Consider the following 17,228-nt stretch of genomic DNA (forward strand, 5'->3'; position numbering starts at 1 on the left):
TCGCGCAGGTAGATCAGCCGCGGTGTCGCGATTCCACTGCGTTGCGCAGGGTGTCGATCAACGCCTGGATGCGGGCGTGTTGCATTTTCATCGAAGCTTTGTTGACCACCAGACGCGAGCTGATCGTGGCGATCAGTTCCTGAGGTTCCAGGCCGTTGGCGCGCAGGGTGTTACCGGTGTCGACCACGTCGATGATCTTGTCGGCCAGACCGATCAGCGGTGCCAGTTCCATCGAGCCGTAAAGCTTGATGATGTCGACCTGACGGCCCTGCTCGGCGTAGTAACGCTTGGCGACGTTGACGAACTTGGTCGCCACGCGCAGACGGCCCTTGGGCTCGACCGCGCCGATCTTGCCGGCGGTCATCAGTTTGCACTGGGCAATCTGCAGATCCAGTGGCTCGTACAGGCCCTGGCCGGTGTATTCCATCAGCACGTCTTTACCGGCCACGCCGAGGTCGGCCGCGCCATGTTCGACATAAGTCGGCACGTCGGTGGCGCGCACGATCAGCAGGCGTACGTCTGCCTGCGTCGTGGGGATGATCAGCTTGCGGCTCTTGTCCGGATTCTCGGTCGGCACGATGCCCGCTTCAGCGAGAAGCGGCAGGGTGTCGTCAAGGATGCGGCCCTTGGACAGTGCGATGGTCAACATGGGAAACGTCAGTCCTTATCAAGGTACTCATGTCCGGTCGCAATCGGCGCCGGACACACATCGAGCCGGCAACCGGCTCGACTCAAAACGAATTCAACGGGCACATCCTTGTGCCCATGCAGCAGCTATTAGCCCGGAACGCGACGGATCTTGGCGCCCAGCATCTGCAGTTTTTCTTCGATGCACTCGTAACCACGGTCGATGTGGTAGATGCGGTCGATCAGGGTATCGCCTTCGGCAACGAGCGCCGAAATCACAAGGCTTGCCGAAGCACGCAGGTCGGTTGCCATCACTGGCGCGCCTTTGAGGACTTCAGTACCGGTGACGATGGCGGTGTTGCCTTCGACCTGGATCTTGGCACCCATGCGGTGCAGTTCGTAGACGTGCATGAAGCGGTTTTCGAAGATCGTCTCGATCACTGCGCCAGTGCCTTCGGCAATGGCGTTGAGCGAGATGAACTGTGCCTGCATGTCAGTCGGGAACGCCGGGTACGGCGCAGTGCGCACATTGACCGCTTTCGGGCGCTTGCCATGCATGTTCAGCTCGATCCAGTCTTCACCGCTGGTGACCTCTGCGCCGGCTTCACGGAGTTTTTCCAAAACCGCCTCGAGGATGGTCGGATCGGTATCCTTGACCTTCACACGACCGCCGGTCACTGCAGCGGCCACCAGATAGGTGCCGGTTTCGATACGGTCAGGCATGACTTTGTAGAAACACGAACCCAGACGCTCGACGCCATCAATAGTGATGGTATCGGTGCCAGCACCGGAAACCTTGGCGCCCATGGCGTTGAGGAAGTTCGCCAGGTCCACCACTTCAGGCTCACGCGCGGCGTTCTGCAGCACGCTGCGGCCCTTGGCCAGAGCAGCAGCCATCATGATGTTTTCGGTACCGGTCACACTCACGGTATCGAAGAAAAAGCTCGCGCCGCGCAAGCCGCCTTCAGGCGCCTTGGCCTTGATGTAGCCGCCTTCGACGTCGATTACCGCGCCCATGGCTTCCAGGCCACGGATGTGCAGGTCGACCGGACGCGAGCCGATGGCGCAACCGCCAGGCAGGGCGACTTCGGCTTCACCGAAACGGGCAACCATCGGGCCCAGCACCAGGATCGACGCACGCATGGTTTTCACCAGTTCGTACGGAGCGATCAGGGTCTTGATGGTGCGCGGGTCGATTTCGACGCTGAGTTTCTCGTCGATCACCGGCTCAATGCCCATGCGACCGAACAGCTCGATCATCGTGGTGATGTCGTGCAGGTGAGGCAGGTTGCCAACGGTCACCGGGCCATCGCACAGCAGGGTGGCTGCCAGGATCGGCAGGGCGGAGTTCTTTGCCCCGGAGATGCGGATTTCGCCATCAAGACGAACGCCGCCGGTAATAATCAGTTTATCCATAAGAATCTCGACGCCCTTAGGCTCAGGTGCGCTCGGCCCAGGCCGCGCTGCTGAAAAATTTCATAGTGACCGCATGGATGCTGCCATCGGTGATCCATGGGTTCAAATGGGCATAGATCTGCTGCTGACGCTTCACCGGGCTCAACGCCGCCAGTTCATCGCTAATCACGTTCAGCTGGAAATTGCAGCCTTCGCCCTCAACTTCTACCAACGTTCCGGGCAGCTTTCCTTCAAGGAAGCTCTTCACTTCTACGGCCTGCATGCTCAACCTCAATCGGCGCCCTGTGCGCACGGGTCGGACATCATACAAAAAAGCCCCGCGCCTGCGAACCCCGCATGGCAGGACTCTGACGGGGGGCTTCTTTATCGATGCGAATTCAGTGTAGCGCCAGCACTTCGGTCAGCTCGCTGACCTGAGCGATTTCGCGCATGTCATCGGGCAGTGCCCGGATGCTGACAGCCTTGCCGGCGGCTTGAGCATCGCGCATGAAGCACAGCAGCAACGACAAACCGACGCTGCTGGACTTCTTTACGCCCGAGCAGTCGATGACCAGCGACGAAGCCTTGCTGGACTTGATCAGCGCCTGCCCTTCCTTGCGCAGGTCAGGCCCGGTGCGGTAGTCCAGCACTCCGCTGAGCAAAAGCTCATCGACATCACTCATACGCACTGCCGCCTCTTTCATTGCGCTGGCTTCACGGCAGCTTTGTCGGTTTCTTCTTTGGCTTTGGCGACTTCACCGGCCCAACCGTTGATGGTCGCGTCCAGGTTGTTGCCATTGCGCTGCATCGCATCAGAGAACTGATCACGGAACAGCTTGCCAATGTTGATACCGTTGATGATCACGTTGCGCAGTTTCCACTCGCCGTTGATCTTCTCGAGCGTGTACTGCACTGGATAGATCGCGCCGTTGTTGCCTTTGACGGTCATGCCGACGCTGGTGCGATCGCCGGACTCGTCCTTGGCCGGATCAACAGTGATGCCCTGGTTGTTGTATTCAAGCAAGGCGTTGCCATAAAACTGGAACAGGCCTTTCTTGAAGTTTTCCTGGAACGTCTGCATCTGTGCCGGCGTCGCCTTGCGCGAATACTTGACCGTCATGATGCTTTTGGAAATGCCTTCGGCATCCACCACAGGGCCGACAATGGTGTTCAGCGCGGTATAGAAATCCTGCGGATCCTGTTTGTACTTTTCTTTATTGGCCGCCAGATCAGCCAACATCCGGTTCGTGGTGTCCTGAACCAGATCATGCGCCGACTGCGCCGCCACAGCAGTGCCCATCAATGGCAATGTCGCAAGCAGTACCAACAGTCCACGTCGCAAGGTAGAGATCATTCAAAAGCTCCTCATTTGGCGTCTTTGCTAACGGTATTGAGCAGGAATTTACCGATCAGGTCTTCCAGTACCAGTGACGACTGCGTGTCGTGAATGGTTCCACCATCCTTCAGACGGGTGTCTTCCCCGCCCACGCTGATACCGATGTACTTCTCGCCCAGCAGCCCAGCGGTCAGGATAGACGCGGTGGAGTCGGTCGGCAGATTGTCGACGTTTTTATCCACTTGCAGAGTCACCCGACCCGTGAAGCTGTCGTGATCCAGATCGATTGCCGTGACCTTGCCGATCGTGACGCCGGCCATGGTCACTTTGGCTCTGACCGTCAAACCGGCGATATTGTCAAAGTAGGCATAAAGTTTATAGGTGTCGGTGGTCGAAGTCGGAGACAGGCCACTGACCCGCAAAGCAAGCAGCAGCAAAGCCAGGATCCCTGCCAGCAGGAACAGGCCGACACCGATTTCCAGGGTGCGGTTTTGCATCAGAAATCTCCAAACATCAAAGCGGTCAGAATAAAGTCCAGGCCGAGCACTGCCAGCGAGGCAAACACTACGGTCTTGGTGGTGGCACGACTGATCCCCTCGGAAGTGGGCTCACAGTCATAGCCTTGGAATACGGCGATCCAGGTCACTACGAAGGCGAAAACGATACTTTTGATGACACCGTTGAGCACATCACTGGTGAAGTTCACGCTGTTCTGCATGTTCGCCCAATAGGAGCCTTCATACACGCCCAGCCAGTCGACAGCCACCCACGAGCCGCCCCAGATGCCCACCACGCTGAAAATCATCGCCAGCACCGGCAGGGAGATGAAACCGGCCCACAAACGCGGCGCGATAATGTACTTGAGCGGGTCGACACCGATCATTTCCAGGCTGGAAAGCTGTTCGGTGGATTTCATGTTGCCGATTTCTGCGGTCAATGCCGAACCGGCACGCCCGGCAAACAACAGCGCCGTCACCACCGGGCCCAGTTCACGCAGCAGGGTCAGAGCAACCATCTGCCCTACCGCCTGCTCCGAACCGTAGCTCGACAGAATGCTGAAACCCTGCAGCGCCAGCACCATGCCGATGAAGATACCGGAGACCACGATGATCACCAGCGACATGACGCCCACCGAATGCAACTGTTTGACCAGCAGGCCAAAACCGCCGCTGATGCCGCCACGACCGATCAAGGCGTGAAACAGGAACAGCGTTGCACGACCAAACACCGCAATGGCGTCGATCGCCGCTTCGCCGAACCGGCGTACGCGTTCTATGAATGAAATTCTGCGCATCAGCGCTTCCCCAGAAGATCTGCGCGGTAATCCGTCGCTGGAAAGTGGTACGGCACCGGGCCGTCAGGATCGCCCGTCATGAACTGACGAATACGCGGCTCGTGCGAGTTCATCAATTCGTCCGGCGTGCCCTGCCCCAGTACCTGACCGTCGCCGACTATATAGAGGTAGTCGGCAATGCTCGCGGTTTCGGCCAGATCGTGGGACACCACGATGCTGGTGATTCCCAGCGCATCATTGAGCAGACGGATCAAGCGTACCAACACACCCATGGCGATCGGGTCCTGGCCCACGAACGGCTCGTCGTACATGAGTATCTGTGGATCGAGCGCAATTGCGCGAGCCAGAGCCACGCGACGCTTCATGCCGCCAGACAGCTCATCGGGCATCAACTCGATGGCGCCACGCAAGCCAACGGCCTGCAGCTTGAGCAGGACGATGTCGCGGATCATTTCTTCCGGCAATTGGGTATGAACGCGCAGGGGAAAAGCGACGTTCTCGAAAACATCGAGATCGGTGAACAGCGCACCGCTCTGAAACAGCACGCCCATGTGCTTGCGTGCATCGAACAGATCGCTGCGCGAAAGCTGCGGCAGGTTCTGACCGTTCACCCAGACTTCGCCACTGGAAGGACGCAACTGTGCGCCCATCAACCGCAGCAGGGTGGTCTTGCCACACCCGGAAGGCCCCATGATGCCGGTGACCTTGCCGCGCGGTATGCGGATATCGACGTTATTGAAAATGCTGCGCGCACCGCGCTTGAAGGAGACTCCCTTCAGCTCGACCGCGTAGGCGTTATCGGCACTCATCTAAACTCCTTGCGATGCAGCCTCTCACTCGGACGCCTGGCTCTACTTAAAAAGCACTTACATCCCGGGCAGGCCGAACTGGCGGCGAACTATATCACTGCAAAGGCCAAGCGCCCAAGGCTTGTACCGGGCTGTATTCAACGGTAAGGGGGAGACTGGAGGCCGTTTTGCCGGGTTTTGGTCGCGGGGAATGCTAAAGCACGACGAACTTGCGTGAGGCTTTGCAACATAACCGCTATAATCGCCGCCTTTTCATCGGGCTATACGATTTCTGACATGAGCCAATCCAGCGACCTGATTCAATCGGCACAACGCACCATCCGCCTCGAAATGGAAGCCGTAGAAGGCTTGTTGCCCCATATCGACGCCGATTTCGTACGCGCCTGCGAGATGATTCTGGCCAGCAAGGGCCGTGTGGTGGTGGTCGGCATGGGCAAGTCCGGACACGTCGGCAACAAGATTGCTGCGACCCTGGCCAGCACCGGCACCCCGGCTTTTTTCGTACATCCGGCCGAAGCCAGCCACGGCGACATGGGCATGATCACTCGCGATGACGTGATCCTGGCCCTCTCGAACTCCGGCTCGACCAACGAAATTGTCACCCTGCTGCCTTTGATCAAGCGTCTGGGCATCCAGTTGATCAGCGTGACCGGCAATCCGGCCTCGCCACTGGCGAAGGCTGCCGAGGTCAACCTCAACGTTCACGTCGAGCAAGAAGCCTGCCCGCTGAACCTGGCGCCGACCTCCTCGACCACCGCTGCACTGGTCATGGGTGACGCCCTGGCCGTTGCATTGCTGGAAGCGCGCGGCTTTACCGCTGAAGATTTTGCTTTCTCTCACCCGGGCGGTGCGCTGGGTCGTCGTCTGTTGCTGAAAGTGGAAAACGTCATGCACAGCGGGCAAGAGCTGCCACAAGTGCAACGCGGCACTCTGCTCAAGGACGCTCTGATGGAAATGACCCGCAAGGGTCTGGGCATGACCGTGATTCTTGAAGCCGACGGCAAGCTCGCCGGGATTTTCACCGATGGCGATTTGCGCCGCACGCTGGATCGCAGCATCGACATCCGCAGCGCGACCATCGACCAGGTGATGACAGCCCACGGCAAGACCGCCCGACCCGAGATGCTCGCCGCCGAAGCCCTGAAAATCATGGAAGACCACCGAATCAACGCGCTGGTAGTTGTCGATGAGGAAGATCGCCCGGTCGGCGCCTTCAACCTCTCCGACCTGCTGCGCGCAGGAGTGATGTAATGAGCACCGATCTGCTGCAACGCGCAAAAGCGATCAAACTGGCGGTTTTCGACGTCGACGGCGTCCTTACCGACGGACGCCTGTACTTCCTTGAAGACGGCAGCGAGTTCAAGACGTTCAACACCCTCGACGGTCAAGGCATCAAAATGCTGATGAACGCTGGCGTGCAGACCGCCATCATCAGCGGCCGTAAAACGCCCGTGGTCGAGCGCCGAGCGAAAAACCTCGGCATCGCGCACCTGTTTCAGGGCCGCGAAGACAAATTGGTGGTTCTGGACGGTCTACTTGAGCAACTGGGCCTAAGCTATGAACAGGTCGCCTACCTCGGTGACGACCTGCCCGACCTGCCGGTGATCCGCCGCGCAGGCTTGGGCATGGCCGTGGCCAACGCCGCTGATTTCGTCCGCGAACACGCCCATGGTGTGACCCGGGCCCGCGGCGGCGAAGGTGCCGCCCGTGAATTCTGCGAACTGATCCTGCGCGCCCAAGGCCGCCTCGATGCGGCCAACGCCGCGTACCTGTGAGCCAAAAAATGTTCAGCAAAAAATTTCGTAACTTCCTGCTCTTCGCCTGTATAGCCGCGATATTCGCGGCGGTCGGCTATTGGAACATCAGCCCGGAACGCTTTCTCGACAAACCGCCAACCTCGTCGGTAGATACCCCTATCGACTGGTATGCGACCAACACGCATACCTTGCAATACCTTCCGGACGGCAAAGTGCAGTATGAAATGACGTCCGACAAGGCCGAACACGTCAAGGCGACCGACATCACACTGGTGACCAAGCCCGACCTGAACATGTACCGCGGGACAGAGTTCCCATGGCACGTGACCAGTGAGCGCGGCGAAGTGAACTCGGGCGGCACCGAAGTCGAGTTGATCGACTCGGTACGCGTCAAGCGCACCGATGAAAAGAACCGCGACACCCTGATCACGTCGACTCGCATGACGGTGTTCCCGCAGCAGCAATATGCGCAGACCGCGCAACCCGTTAGAATCGACGGCGCTGGGGGTGTATCGACTGGCGTGGGAATGAAAGCGTATCTGAAGGAAAGCAGGATACACCTGCTATCGAACGTAAGAGGACAGTATGAGGCTCGTTAAAACCCTCCCTATTTTGCTCAGTCTGGGCGCAGCACTGGGAAGCGTGAGCGCCTGGGCTCTGCCGAACGATCAAGAGCAGCCGATCCGCATTCAGGCCGACGATGCCCAACTGGACGACAAGAATGGCGTTGCCACCTATAAAGGCGACGTGATCATCACTCAGGGCTCGATGAAGGTTACCGGCAACACCGTGACCATCACTCGCACTCAGGCCGGTGACATCGACGTGGTGACCTCGGTGGGCAACCTTGCCTACTTCGAGCAACTGCAAACCGCCGGCGACAAGAAACCCGTTCAAGGCTGGGGCGTAACGATCCAGTACCACGCAGCGCAGAACCGCGTCGTGCTGATCGACAAGGCCAAGGTTGTCGACAAGGACGACAACATCACCCAAGGCGAGAAAATCGTCTACGACACGGTGAAGAAACTCGCCAGTGCCGGCCGTGCCACCGGCAGCAAGGTCACCGAGTCGCGTCCGCGCATCGACATGGTGATCCAGCCGAAGAAGAAAACCGACGAGAAAACCCAGTAATGGCCACTCTGAAAGCTCAGCATCTGGCCAAGGCCTATAAAAGCCGCCAGGTCGTGCGTGACGTCAGCCTGTCGATCGACAGCGGCCAGATTGTTGGCCTGCTCGGCCCGAACGGTGCCGGCAAGACCACATGCTTCTACATGATTGTCGGCCTGGTACAGGCCGATCAGGGCCGCGTGCTGATCGACGATCTGGACGTCAGCCACCAGCCAATGCACGGTCGCGCAAAGGCAGGTATTGGCTATCTACCGCAAGAAGCCTCGATCTTCCGCAAGCTGTCGGTGGCCGACAACATCATGGCCATCCTCGAGACTCGCCAGGAGCTCGACAAGGCCGGCCGTCGCAAGGAGCTGGAAAGCCTGCTGCAGGAATTTCACATCAGCCACATCCGCGACAACCTGGGCATGAGCCTGTCCGGTGGTGAACGCCGCCGAGTGGAAATCGCGCGTGCTCTGGCAACCGCACCGAAATTCATCCTGCTCGACGAACCGTTCGCCGGTGTCGACCCGATCTCGGTCGGCGACATCAAGCAGATCATCCACCACCTCAAGGCCAAGGGCATCGGCGTACTGATCACCGACCACAACGTGCGTGAGACGCTGGATATCTGCGAAACCGCTTACATCGTCAACGACGGCCAGTTGATTGCCGAAGGCGACGCAGAAACCATCCTGGCCAACGATCTGGTCAAGGAAGTGTATCTGGGTCACGAATTCCGCCTGTAAACGCGACAGCGCCCGGAGAGACGCGCGGGCGCTGTATCGATTCAAGCAGGATTTAATACGCTTTAATTGTTACAACGCTCTAGGCAAACACTTCAGTTTCAGGCATATAATTTGCTTAAGTTTGGCGCTTCGGCGCTCTGTAGTGGATGGCGCATGTGCGCCGGCGAATAAGGTGTTAAGCCCCTGCCATGAAACCATCGCTAGTCTTGAGAATGGGCCAGCAGCTGACGATGACACCGCAGCTGCAACAGGCCATCCGTCTGCTCCAATTGTCGACCCTGGATCTGCAACAGGAAATCCAGGAGGCCCTGGAATCCAATCCGATGCTCGAACGCCAGGAAGAAGGCGACGACTTCGATAACTCGGACCCTCTGGCCGACAACGCCGAGCAAAAGCCCAACACCGAAATTCAGGAACCGTCCTATCAGGAAACCGCTCCGACGGTGGACAATCTGGAAGATGGCGAATGGAGCGAGCGTATCCCCAACGAGCTTCCGGTCGACACGGCCTGGGAGGACGTCTACCAGACCAGTGCCAGCAGCCTGCCCAGCAGCGATGACGACGAATGGGACTTCACCACTCGCACCTCCGCCGGTGAAAGCCTGCAAAGCCACCTGCTGTGGCAGCTCAATCTCGCGCCGATGTCAGACACCGACCGACTGATCGCCGTCACCCTGGTCGACTGCATAAACAACCAGGGTTACCTGGACGAAACCCTCGAAGAAATCCTCGAAGCGTTCGACCCGGAACTGGACATCGAACTGGACGAAATCGAAGCCGTTCTGCACCGCATCCAGCAGTTTGAACCCGCTGGCATCGGCGCCCGCAACCTCGGCGAATGCCTGTTGCTGCAACTGCGCCAGTTGTCGGCGAAGACACCATGGCTGACTGAAGCGAAACGTCTGGTCACCGACTACATCGACTTGCTCGGCAGCCGCGATTACAACCAGTTGATGCGGCGCATGAAGCTCAAGGAAGATGAACTGCGTCAAGTCATCGAACTGGTGCAGAGCCTCAACCCGCGTCCGGGCTCTCAGATCGAATCCACTGAAGCCGAATACGTCGTCCCTGACGTCATTGTGCGCAAGGACAATGAACGCTGGCTGGTCGAACTGAATCAGGAATCAGTGCCCCGCCTGCGGGTCAACGCCCAGTATGCCGGCTTCGTAAGACGCGCCGATACCAGCGCCGACAACACTTTCATGCGCAACCAGTTGCAGGAAGCCCGCTGGTTCATCAAGAGCCTGCAAAGCCGCAACGAAACCCTGATGAAAGTGGCCACCCAGATCGTCGAGCATCAACGCGGCTTTCTGGAATACGGGGACGAAGCCATGAAGCCACTGGTGCTGCATGACATCGCCGAAGCGGTTGGCATGCACGAATCGACGATTTCCCGAGTGACCACGCAGAAGTTCATGCATACCCCGCGCGGTATCTATGAACTGAAATACTTTTTCTCAAGCCACGTCAGCACCTCCGAAGGCGGTGAATGCTCGTCCACGGCGATCCGCGCGATCATCAAAAAACTGGTTGCTGCGGAAAATCAGAAAAAGCCGTTGAGTGACAGCAAGATCGCTGGTTTACTGGAGGCACAAGGCATTCAGGTGGCTCGCCGCACCGTCGCCAAGTACCGCGAGTCCCTCGGGATCGCGCCTTCGAGCGAACGCAAGCGGTTGATGTAAGCCACGTTACAGCGTTCCAGTGGCAGGCTATCCAGCCTGCCGCTTTATGCACTGGCAACGAAGGAGAAGCTGTATGCAAGTCAACATCAGTGGACACCAACTGGAAGTGACCGAACCTCTGCGCACCTACATCAACGAGAAACTCGAACGATTGGAGCGCCATTTCGACAAGATCACCAACGTACAAGTCACGATGTGTGTCGAAAAGCTCAAGCAGAAAATCGAAGCCACCTTGCATATTCCCGGCAGTGAAGTGGTCGCCAACGCGGAACATACCGATATGTACGCCGCGATCGACGCCCTGACCGACAAGCTGGATAAACAACTCAAAAAGCATAAGGAAAAGACCCAGAGCCTGCTCCAGGGCGCTACCGGTCGATAACCCCCCACTCCATGATCCGACTTGAAAATATCCTGACCCCCGGCCGTTCTCTTGTGAACGTGCCGGGCGGCAGTAAAAAGAAAGCCCTCGAACAAATTGCCAACCTGATCGCCCGCGAAGTGCCGGCGCTGGAGATGCAAGATGTCTTCGAGGCCCTGATTGCCCGTGAAAAACTCGGTTCCACCGGTTTTGGCAACGGCATCGCCATTCCTCACTGTCGCCTCAAGGGTTGCATTGAGCCTGTCAGCGCTCTGCTTCACCTCGACGCCCCTATCGATTTCGATGCGATCGACGGCGCCCCCGTTGATCTGTTGTTTGTACTGCTGGTCCCAGAAGCCGCTACCGATGCGCACCTGGAGTTACTGCGTCAAATCGCCAGCATGCTCGACCGCAAGGAAGTACGCGAAAGACTGCGCAGCGCTGCCGGCAGTGAAGCCTTGTACCAAGTGGTACTGGAAGAGCAGAACAGGCATTAATCATGCGCTTGATCATCGTCAGTGGCCGCTCCGGCTCGGGCAAAAGCACCGCACTGAATGTCCTTGAGGACAGCGGTTACTACTGCATCGACAACCTGCCGGCAGGCTTGTTGCCAGAACTGGCTGAACGCGCACTGATACACACCGAATTGGCACAACCGCTGGTGGCCGTGTCGATCGATGCGCGCAACCTGCCGAGCCATCTCTCGCGTTTCCCCGAGTTGCTGGAAGAAGTCCGCAGCCGCCACATCCAGTGCGATGTGCTTTATCTGGACGCCGACGAAGAAACCCTGCTCAAGCGTTTTTCGGAAACCCGTCGGCGTCATCCACTGAGCACTGCCAACCGCTCACTGGCCGAAGCGATCAGCGATGAAACCGCCCTGCTCGGCCCAATCGCCGATCTGGCCGACCTGAAGATCAACACCACCCACCTGAACCTGTACCAGTTGCGCGACACCATCAAGTTGCGCCTGCTCAATCAGCCTGAACCCGGAACAGCATTTCTCGTTGAGTCATTCGGCTTCAAACGCGGCATGCCGGTCGATGCAGACGTGGTGTTCGACGTGCGCTGCCTGCCCAACCCGTACTGGAAGCCAGAGCTGCGCGCGCAATCGGGTCTCGATGCGCCGGTGGCCGAATACCTGGCGGCGCAGCCGGAAGTCGAGGAAATGTTCCAGGACATTTACGCCTACCTGCACAAATGGCTGCCGCGTTTCGCCGCGAGCAATCGCGCCTACGTCACCATTGCCATCGGCTGCACAGGCGGGCATCACCGCTCCGTCTACCTGACCGAACGCCTGGGTCAGGCCCTGCACAAAACCCTGAAGAACGTCCAGGTTCGCCACCGCGACCTCACTTAAAGGATTCACACCGCGATGCCTGCTCTGGAAATCGAAATCATCAACAAACTGGGCTTGCACGCCCGGGCGTCGGCCAAGTTCGTCGGGGTTGCAGGTCAGTATCCGGATTGCACGATCAGAGTAGGCCGCACACCAGAAACGGTAGTGGATGGCAAAAGCATCATGGCGATGATGATGCTGGCTGCCGGCAAGGGCACAAAAATCTATTTGAGTACTGAAGGACATCAGGAACAAGAAGCGCTGGATGCGTTGGTGGCGTTGATCAACAACTTCTTCGACGAAGGTGGCTGATCGTCGAACAGTCAAAAAATCGCAGCCTCGGCAGTGCCAGGGGCCGGTATAAAAAAGGCGCGCCACCCAATCGGATGGCGCGCCTTTTTTGTGTCGCGGGCGGGGCTTAGCTGCCCGCCACCGTCATCCGTTCGATCAACACGGAACCTGTGCGAATATTGCTGCGCAGCTCCAGATCGTTACCGACCGCGACGATCTGCTTGAACATATCGCGCATGTTGCCGGCGATAGTCACTTCCTGCACCGCGAACTGGATTTCGCCGTTCTCGACCCAGAATCCCGCCGCCCCGCGCGAATAGTCACCCGTGACCATATTCAAACCATGGCCCATCAACTCGGTGACCAACAGCCCACGCCCCATGCGCCGCAGCAGTGCGGCCTGATCCTCATCGCCATGAGTGACAAACAGGTTGTGTACGCCGCCAGCGTTGGCCGTACTCGGCATACCGAGCTTGCGACCGGAATAGGTCCCAAGGATGTACGACACCAATTCACCTTTTTCGACAAACGGTTTGGCATAAGTCGCCAGGCCGTCCCCGTCATACCAGGCGCTGCCCATGGCACGCATCAGATGCGGACGTTCGTCGATGGTCAGCCATTCCGGAAACAGCTTCTGCCCCAGCGTGCCTTCCAGGAACGACGATTTGCGATACAGACTGCCGCCGGATACCGCCGACAAGAAACTGCCAAACAAACCGCCTGCCAGTTCTGCAGAAAACAGCACCGGCACCTCGCAAGTCGGCACCGGACGCGCCCCCAGACGGCTCGCCGCCCGTTGTGCAGCGCGTTGGCCGATGCTTACCGGATCCGCCAGCAAAGTGCCCTGACGGTTCACGTCGTACCAGTAATCGCGCTGCATCTGGCCGTCGGCCTCGGCGATCATCACGCAACTCAGGCTGTGTCGCGTCGACGCGTAGCCACCAATGAAGCCATGGCTGTTGCCGTAAACGCGGCAGCCTTGATGGGTGCTGAGGGTGGTGCCATCGGCATTCTTGATCCGCGCATCAGCATCAAATGCCGCCGCCTCACAGATCAAAGCCTTCTCGATGGCCTGCTCCGGCGTGATATCCCATTCGTGGAACAGATCGAAATCCTGCTGATCCCTGGCCATCAGCGCAGCATCAGCGAGGCCCGAAGCTTCGTCCTCGGAGGTGTGCCTGGCAATGGCGAGTGCGGCGGCAACGGTTTCGCGAATCGCCTCAGGCCCCGTGGCAGACGTGCTGGCAGAGCCCTTGCGCTGACCGACGTACAGCGTGATGCCAAAGCCCTGATCGCGGTTGAACTCGACAGTTTCGACTTCGCGCTGGCGGACCGATGTCGAAAGGCCCTGCTCCAGCGACACCGCCACTTCACAGGCACTGGCGCCCTGACGCTTGGCTTCGGCGATGATCTGCTCGACTTGTTCCTGCAGTGCCGGCAATGCCTGCGGGCCGACGCTTTGAACTGCACTCATGCTCATCTCCACTCAAATTCTGCTTTCGGCGGGGGCCATCGAGCGACCGGGCCGGACAAGCGGCCCCCGACTGGTTATCATGGCGGCGTTTCTTTGCGGACTGCCACCATGGTTGATTCTTACGACGACTCCCTCGATACGGGAGAAAAAAGCAAATCTCAGGTCAAACGCGAGCTGCATGCTCTGGTTGACCTCGGCGAGCGCCTTACAACACTCAAGCCTGACTTGATCGCAAAACTGCCGCTGACCGACGCCATGCGCCGGGCCTTGGCCGATGCGCCCAAGCACACCGCGAATATCGCGCGTAAGCGGCATTTGCAGTTCATCGGCAAACTGATGCGCGATCAGGACACTGACGCGATTCTGACTCTGCTCGATCAACTCGATGCCTCGACTCGTCAGTACAACGAGCGTTTCCACAATCTCGAACGCTGGCGTGATCGCCTGATCGCGGGCGACGATGCCGTGCTGGAGAAATTCGTCGTCGACTACCCGGACGCCGATCGCCAGCAACTGCGTTCCCTGATCCGTCAGGCTCAGCACGAGGTTGCGCAAAACAAACCTCCTGCTTCCAGCCGTAAAATCTTCAAATACATCCGTGAGCTGGACGAGACTCAACGCGGTCTGCGTTGATATTCGTCACTGGGTGGTCGCCCTGCGCGCCACCCAAAGCTCCATCTTTTCTTATGCGCCCGTGCCACCCACGGTGATCGCATCGATTTTCAGCGTTGGCTGGCCAACACCCACCGGCACCGACTGTCCATCCTTGCCACACGTCCCCACACCGCTGTCCAGCGCCAGGTCGTTACCGACCATCGACACCCGGCTCATCGCCTCAGGGCCGTTGCCGATCAACGTCGCGCCTTTGACCGGCGCAGTGATCTTGCCGTCTTCGATCAGATAGGCCTCGCTGGTGGAGAACACGAACTTGCCACTGGTGATGTCGACCTGACCGCCACCGAGGTTGGCGCAATAGATGCCTTTCTTCACCGAAGCAATGATTTCTGCCGGGTCGCTTTCGCCGCCCAGCATGTAGGTGTTGGTCATCCGAGGCATCGGCAGATGTGCATAGGACTCACGACGCCCGTTACCGGTGCGGGCCACGCCCATCAGGCGTGCATTGAGCTTGTCCTGCATGTAACCCTTGAGTACGCCGTTTTCGATCAGCGTGGTGCACTCGGTCGGCGTGCCTTCATCGTCGACGCTCAGCGAGCCGCGACGGCCGCTCAAGGTACCGTCATCGACAATGGTGCAGAGCTTTGAAGCAACCATTTCACCCATGCGGCCGCTATAGGCGGAACTGCCTTTGCGGTTGAAGTCGCCTTCCAGACCGTGGCCGACCGCTTCGTGCAGCAGCACGCCGGACCAGCCCGAACCCAGCACCACCGGCAAAGTACCGGCCGGCGCCGGAATCGCTTCGAGGTTCACCAGCGCCTGACGCAGCGCTTCACGGGCATAGCCCATGGCGCGGTCTTCGGCGAGGAAATAACGGTAGTCGGTACGCCCGCCGCCGCCATGCCCGCCACGCTCGCGACGGCCGTTTTGCTCAACGATCACACTGACGTTGAAGCGCACCAGCGGTCGCACATCCGCCGCCAGACCGCCATCAGTGGAAGCCACCAGAATCCGCTCCCAGACCCCGGCCATGCTCACGCTGACTTGCTGGATACGCGGATCGAGTGCGCGGGTAGCCACGTCGATGCGCTTGAGCAGCTCGACCTTCTCGGCACGGCTCAGCACTTCCAGCGGATTGTCCGGCGCATACAGTTGCGCAACGTCTTGGCTGGTAAATGCCTGCACCGTGCCGTTCTGCCCGGCGCGGGAGATCGAACGGGCCGCTCGCGCCGCAGCGCCGAGGGCTTCAAGGGTGATCGCGTTGCTGTAGGCGAAACCGGTTTTCTCACCGGACTGCGCCCGCACACCCACACCCTGATCAAGGTTGAAGCTGCCTTCCTTGACGATGCCATCTTCCAGCGCCCAAGACTCGGAGATCTGACCCTGGAAATACAGGTCGGCGGCATCGATGCCCGGGCCGGCCAGATCGCCAAGCACGCCTTGCAGGCTTTCGATCGTCACGCCGCCGGGCGCCAACAGGTGATCACTGACTGAGGACAACAACTCGCTCATAGGTTTACGCCTTAAATTCGTGTTCTGAGGCAGGCCGCTGTGCGCCCTGCGAGAAAAACCGCCGATGACTCGTCACCGGCATCCGCGCCCTGATGGACGCTTGTTCATCGCTATCGCGTTCGGCCAACAACACCGCTTCGCCTTGATCCTGATGCGCCAGCACGCGGCCCCACGGGTCGATGATCGCCGCGTGACCGAAGGTTTCCCGCGGCCCCGGATGTATCCCGCCCTGCGCTGCCGCCAGCACATAACATTGAGTCTCGATGGCCCGCGCGCGAATCAGCACATCCCAATGCGCCGCACCGGTCACCGCGGTGAAGGCTGACGGTGCGGTAATCAACTCGGCACCGGCAGCGCGCAATTCGCTGTACAACTCCGGGAAGCGCAGGTCGTAACACACTGTCAGACCGACTCGGCCGACCGGCGTGTCCGCCACCACCACGCTACTGCCATAAGCATAGTCATCGGATTCGCGGTAACGGCCGCGATTGTCCGCTACATCGACATCGAACAGATGCAACTTGTCATACCGTGCAACGATTTCGCCCTGATCATTGACCAGCAGCGAGCAGGCATGTGACTTGGCCTCCGGCTGATCGAAGGGCGGCAACGGCAACGTACCGGCCACTATCCATAACCTGAGGTCACGGGCGGTCTGTTTCAACCACGGCAGGATAGGCCCTTCGCCCAATGCTTCGGCTCGACCGATGTCGGCGATGTCGCGACGGCCCATGGCGGCGAAGTTTTCCGGCAACACGGCCAGCCTCGCGCCACCGGCCGCCGCCTGTTCGAGCAGGCGTCGGGCCTGGGCCAGATTGGCCTGCACGTCACTCTGGCTGACCATTTGAATGACCGCTAAAGACATGGCGAACTCCGCAAGAGG

Annotated in this window: 22 protein-coding genes; 11 read left to right on the plus strand and 11 right to left on the minus strand. The window is 59.2% G+C overall.

What is annotated here, in order from left to right:
* Positions 1-13 precede the first annotated feature (13 nt).
* From hisG to AACY18_RS23195, 8 genes are all read right to left on the minus strand, one after another.
* Entirely contained in the window at positions 14-649 is a 636-nt protein-coding gene (gene hisG / locus AACY18_RS23160) for an ATP phosphoribosyltransferase (RefSeq protein WP_221730028.1), read from the minus strand.
* Positions 650-777: 128 nt separating this feature from the next.
* Positions 778-2,043: a UDP-N-acetylglucosamine 1-carboxyvinyltransferase gene (murA, locus tag AACY18_RS23165; RefSeq protein WP_045122295.1), complete on the minus strand. Its 1,266-nt coding sequence runs from the start codon at positions 2,041-2,043 to the stop codon at positions 778-780.
* A gap of 22 nt (positions 2,044-2,065) precedes the next feature.
* A complete protein-coding gene (locus tag AACY18_RS23170; RefSeq protein WP_007912386.1) occupies positions 2,066-2,305 on the minus strand; it encodes a BolA family protein in 240 nt (79 codons plus the stop codon).
* A 115-nt stretch (positions 2,306-2,420) separates the two neighbouring features.
* Positions 2,421-2,726 (minus strand): STAS domain-containing protein, encoded by a 306-nt coding sequence (locus AACY18_RS23175; protein ID WP_339431759.1) that lies wholly within the window; start codon positions 2,724-2,726, stop codon positions 2,421-2,423.
* Positions 2,723-3,376, minus strand: a complete 654-nt coding sequence (locus AACY18_RS23180; protein ID WP_339466226.1) for an MlaC/ttg2D family ABC transporter substrate-binding protein — start codon at positions 3,374-3,376, stop codon at positions 2,723-2,725. The genes AACY18_RS23175 and AACY18_RS23180 overlap by 4 nt, the downstream gene beginning before the upstream one ends.
* Before the next feature lie 11 nt (positions 3,377-3,387).
* Positions 3,388-3,855, minus strand: a complete 468-nt coding sequence (gene mlaD, locus AACY18_RS23185) for an outer membrane lipid asymmetry maintenance protein MlaD (RefSeq protein WP_339431757.1) — start codon at positions 3,853-3,855, stop codon at positions 3,388-3,390.
* Entirely contained in the window at positions 3,855-4,652 is a 798-nt protein-coding gene (gene mlaE, locus AACY18_RS23190; RefSeq protein ID WP_339431756.1) for a lipid asymmetry maintenance ABC transporter permease subunit MlaE, read from the minus strand. The genes mlaD and mlaE overlap by 1 nt, the downstream gene beginning before the upstream one ends.
* A complete protein-coding gene (locus tag AACY18_RS23195; protein ID WP_339431755.1) occupies positions 4,652-5,461 on the minus strand; it encodes an ATP-binding cassette domain-containing protein in 810 nt (269 codons plus the stop codon). Before AACY18_RS23195 ends, mlaE begins: the two co-directional genes overlap by 1 nt.
* A 276-nt stretch (positions 5,462-5,737) precedes the next feature.
* On the opposite strand from AACY18_RS23195, the gene AACY18_RS23200 reads away from it, so the two are divergent.
* From AACY18_RS23200 to AACY18_RS23245, 10 genes are all read left to right on the plus strand, one after another.
* On the plus strand, positions 5,738-6,712 hold the full coding sequence (locus tag AACY18_RS23200) for a KpsF/GutQ family sugar-phosphate isomerase (RefSeq protein ID WP_339466229.1): 975 nt from the start codon (positions 5,738-5,740) through the stop codon (positions 6,710-6,712).
* Positions 6,712-7,236 carry a KdsC family phosphatase gene (locus tag AACY18_RS23205; RefSeq protein ID WP_339431753.1) on the plus strand — a complete coding sequence of 175 codons (525 nt, stop codon included), beginning with the start codon at positions 6,712-6,714 and terminating at the stop codon, positions 7,234-7,236. Before AACY18_RS23200 ends, AACY18_RS23205 begins: the two co-directional genes overlap by 1 nt.
* Positions 7,237-7,244: 8 nt before the next feature.
* Positions 7,245-7,817: an LPS export ABC transporter periplasmic protein LptC gene (gene lptC / locus AACY18_RS23210; RefSeq protein WP_339431752.1), complete on the plus strand. Its 573-nt coding sequence runs from the start codon at positions 7,245-7,247 to the stop codon at positions 7,815-7,817.
* Positions 7,804-8,349, plus strand: a complete 546-nt coding sequence (gene lptA, locus AACY18_RS23215) for a lipopolysaccharide transport periplasmic protein LptA (protein WP_339431751.1) — start codon at positions 7,804-7,806, stop codon at positions 8,347-8,349. The genes lptC and lptA overlap by 14 nt, the downstream gene beginning before the upstream one ends.
* Complete coding sequence (lptB, locus tag AACY18_RS23220) at positions 8,349-9,074, plus strand: LPS export ABC transporter ATP-binding protein (RefSeq protein ID WP_008085069.1); 726 nt, start codon at positions 8,349-8,351, stop codon at positions 9,072-9,074. The genes lptA and lptB overlap by 1 nt, the downstream gene beginning before the upstream one ends.
* Before the next feature lie 188 nt (positions 9,075-9,262).
* A complete protein-coding gene (locus tag AACY18_RS23225) occupies positions 9,263-10,756 on the plus strand; it encodes an RNA polymerase factor sigma-54 (protein ID WP_339431750.1) in 1,494 nt (497 codons plus the stop codon).
* A 73-nt stretch (positions 10,757-10,829) separates the two neighbouring features.
* Entirely contained in the window at positions 10,830-11,138 is a 309-nt protein-coding gene (hpf, locus tag AACY18_RS23230; protein ID WP_187676780.1) for a ribosome hibernation-promoting factor, HPF/YfiA family, read from the plus strand.
* An 11-nt stretch (positions 11,139-11,149) separates the two neighbouring features.
* Entirely contained in the window at positions 11,150-11,614 is a 465-nt protein-coding gene (gene ptsN, locus AACY18_RS23235; protein WP_339431749.1) for a PTS IIA-like nitrogen regulatory protein PtsN, read from the plus strand.
* Positions 11,615-11,616: 2 nt separating this feature from the next.
* The gene (gene rapZ / locus AACY18_RS23240; protein ID WP_221730039.1) at positions 11,617-12,474 is read left to right on the plus strand and encodes an RNase adapter RapZ; all 858 of its coding nucleotides are present in this window, start codon (positions 11,617-11,619) and stop codon (positions 12,472-12,474) included.
* A 15-nt stretch (positions 12,475-12,489) separates the two neighbouring features.
* Positions 12,490-12,765: an HPr family phosphocarrier protein gene (locus tag AACY18_RS23245; protein ID WP_339431748.1), complete on the plus strand. Its 276-nt coding sequence runs from the start codon at positions 12,490-12,492 to the stop codon at positions 12,763-12,765.
* A gap of 106 nt (positions 12,766-12,871) precedes the next feature.
* Here AACY18_RS23245 and pmbA read toward each other — a convergent pair whose 3' ends face one another.
* Positions 12,872-14,218 (minus strand): metalloprotease PmbA, encoded by a 1,347-nt coding sequence (pmbA, locus tag AACY18_RS23250; protein WP_401161623.1) that lies wholly within the window; start codon positions 14,216-14,218, stop codon positions 12,872-12,874.
* Positions 14,219-14,326: 108 nt separating this feature from the next.
* On the opposite strand from pmbA, the gene yjgA reads away from it, so the two are divergent.
* Positions 14,327-14,851 carry a ribosome biogenesis factor YjgA gene (gene yjgA, locus AACY18_RS23255; RefSeq protein WP_221730042.1) on the plus strand — a complete coding sequence of 175 codons (525 nt, stop codon included), beginning with the start codon at positions 14,327-14,329 and terminating at the stop codon, positions 14,849-14,851.
* 51 nt (positions 14,852-14,902) lie between these two features.
* On the opposite strand, the gene tldD is transcribed toward yjgA, so the two are convergent.
* Both tldD and AACY18_RS23265 read right to left on the minus strand, forming a co-directional pair.
* The gene (gene tldD / locus AACY18_RS23260) at positions 14,903-16,345 is read right to left on the minus strand and encodes a metalloprotease TldD (protein WP_016771693.1); all 1,443 of its coding nucleotides are present in this window, start codon (positions 16,343-16,345) and stop codon (positions 14,903-14,905) included.
* 4 nt (positions 16,346-16,349) lie between these two features.
* Positions 16,350-17,210 carry a carbon-nitrogen hydrolase family protein gene (locus tag AACY18_RS23265; protein WP_339466231.1) on the minus strand — a complete coding sequence of 287 codons (861 nt, stop codon included), beginning with the start codon at positions 17,208-17,210 and terminating at the stop codon, positions 16,350-16,352.
* Positions 17,211-17,228: the final 18 nt, after the last annotated feature.

This window comes from Pseudomonas sp. EA_65y_Pfl2_P74 (assembly GCF_963970575.1).
In the GTDB taxonomy this organism is placed as follows: Bacteria; Pseudomonadota; Gammaproteobacteria; order Pseudomonadales; family Pseudomonadaceae; genus Aquipseudomonas; species Aquipseudomonas baetica_A.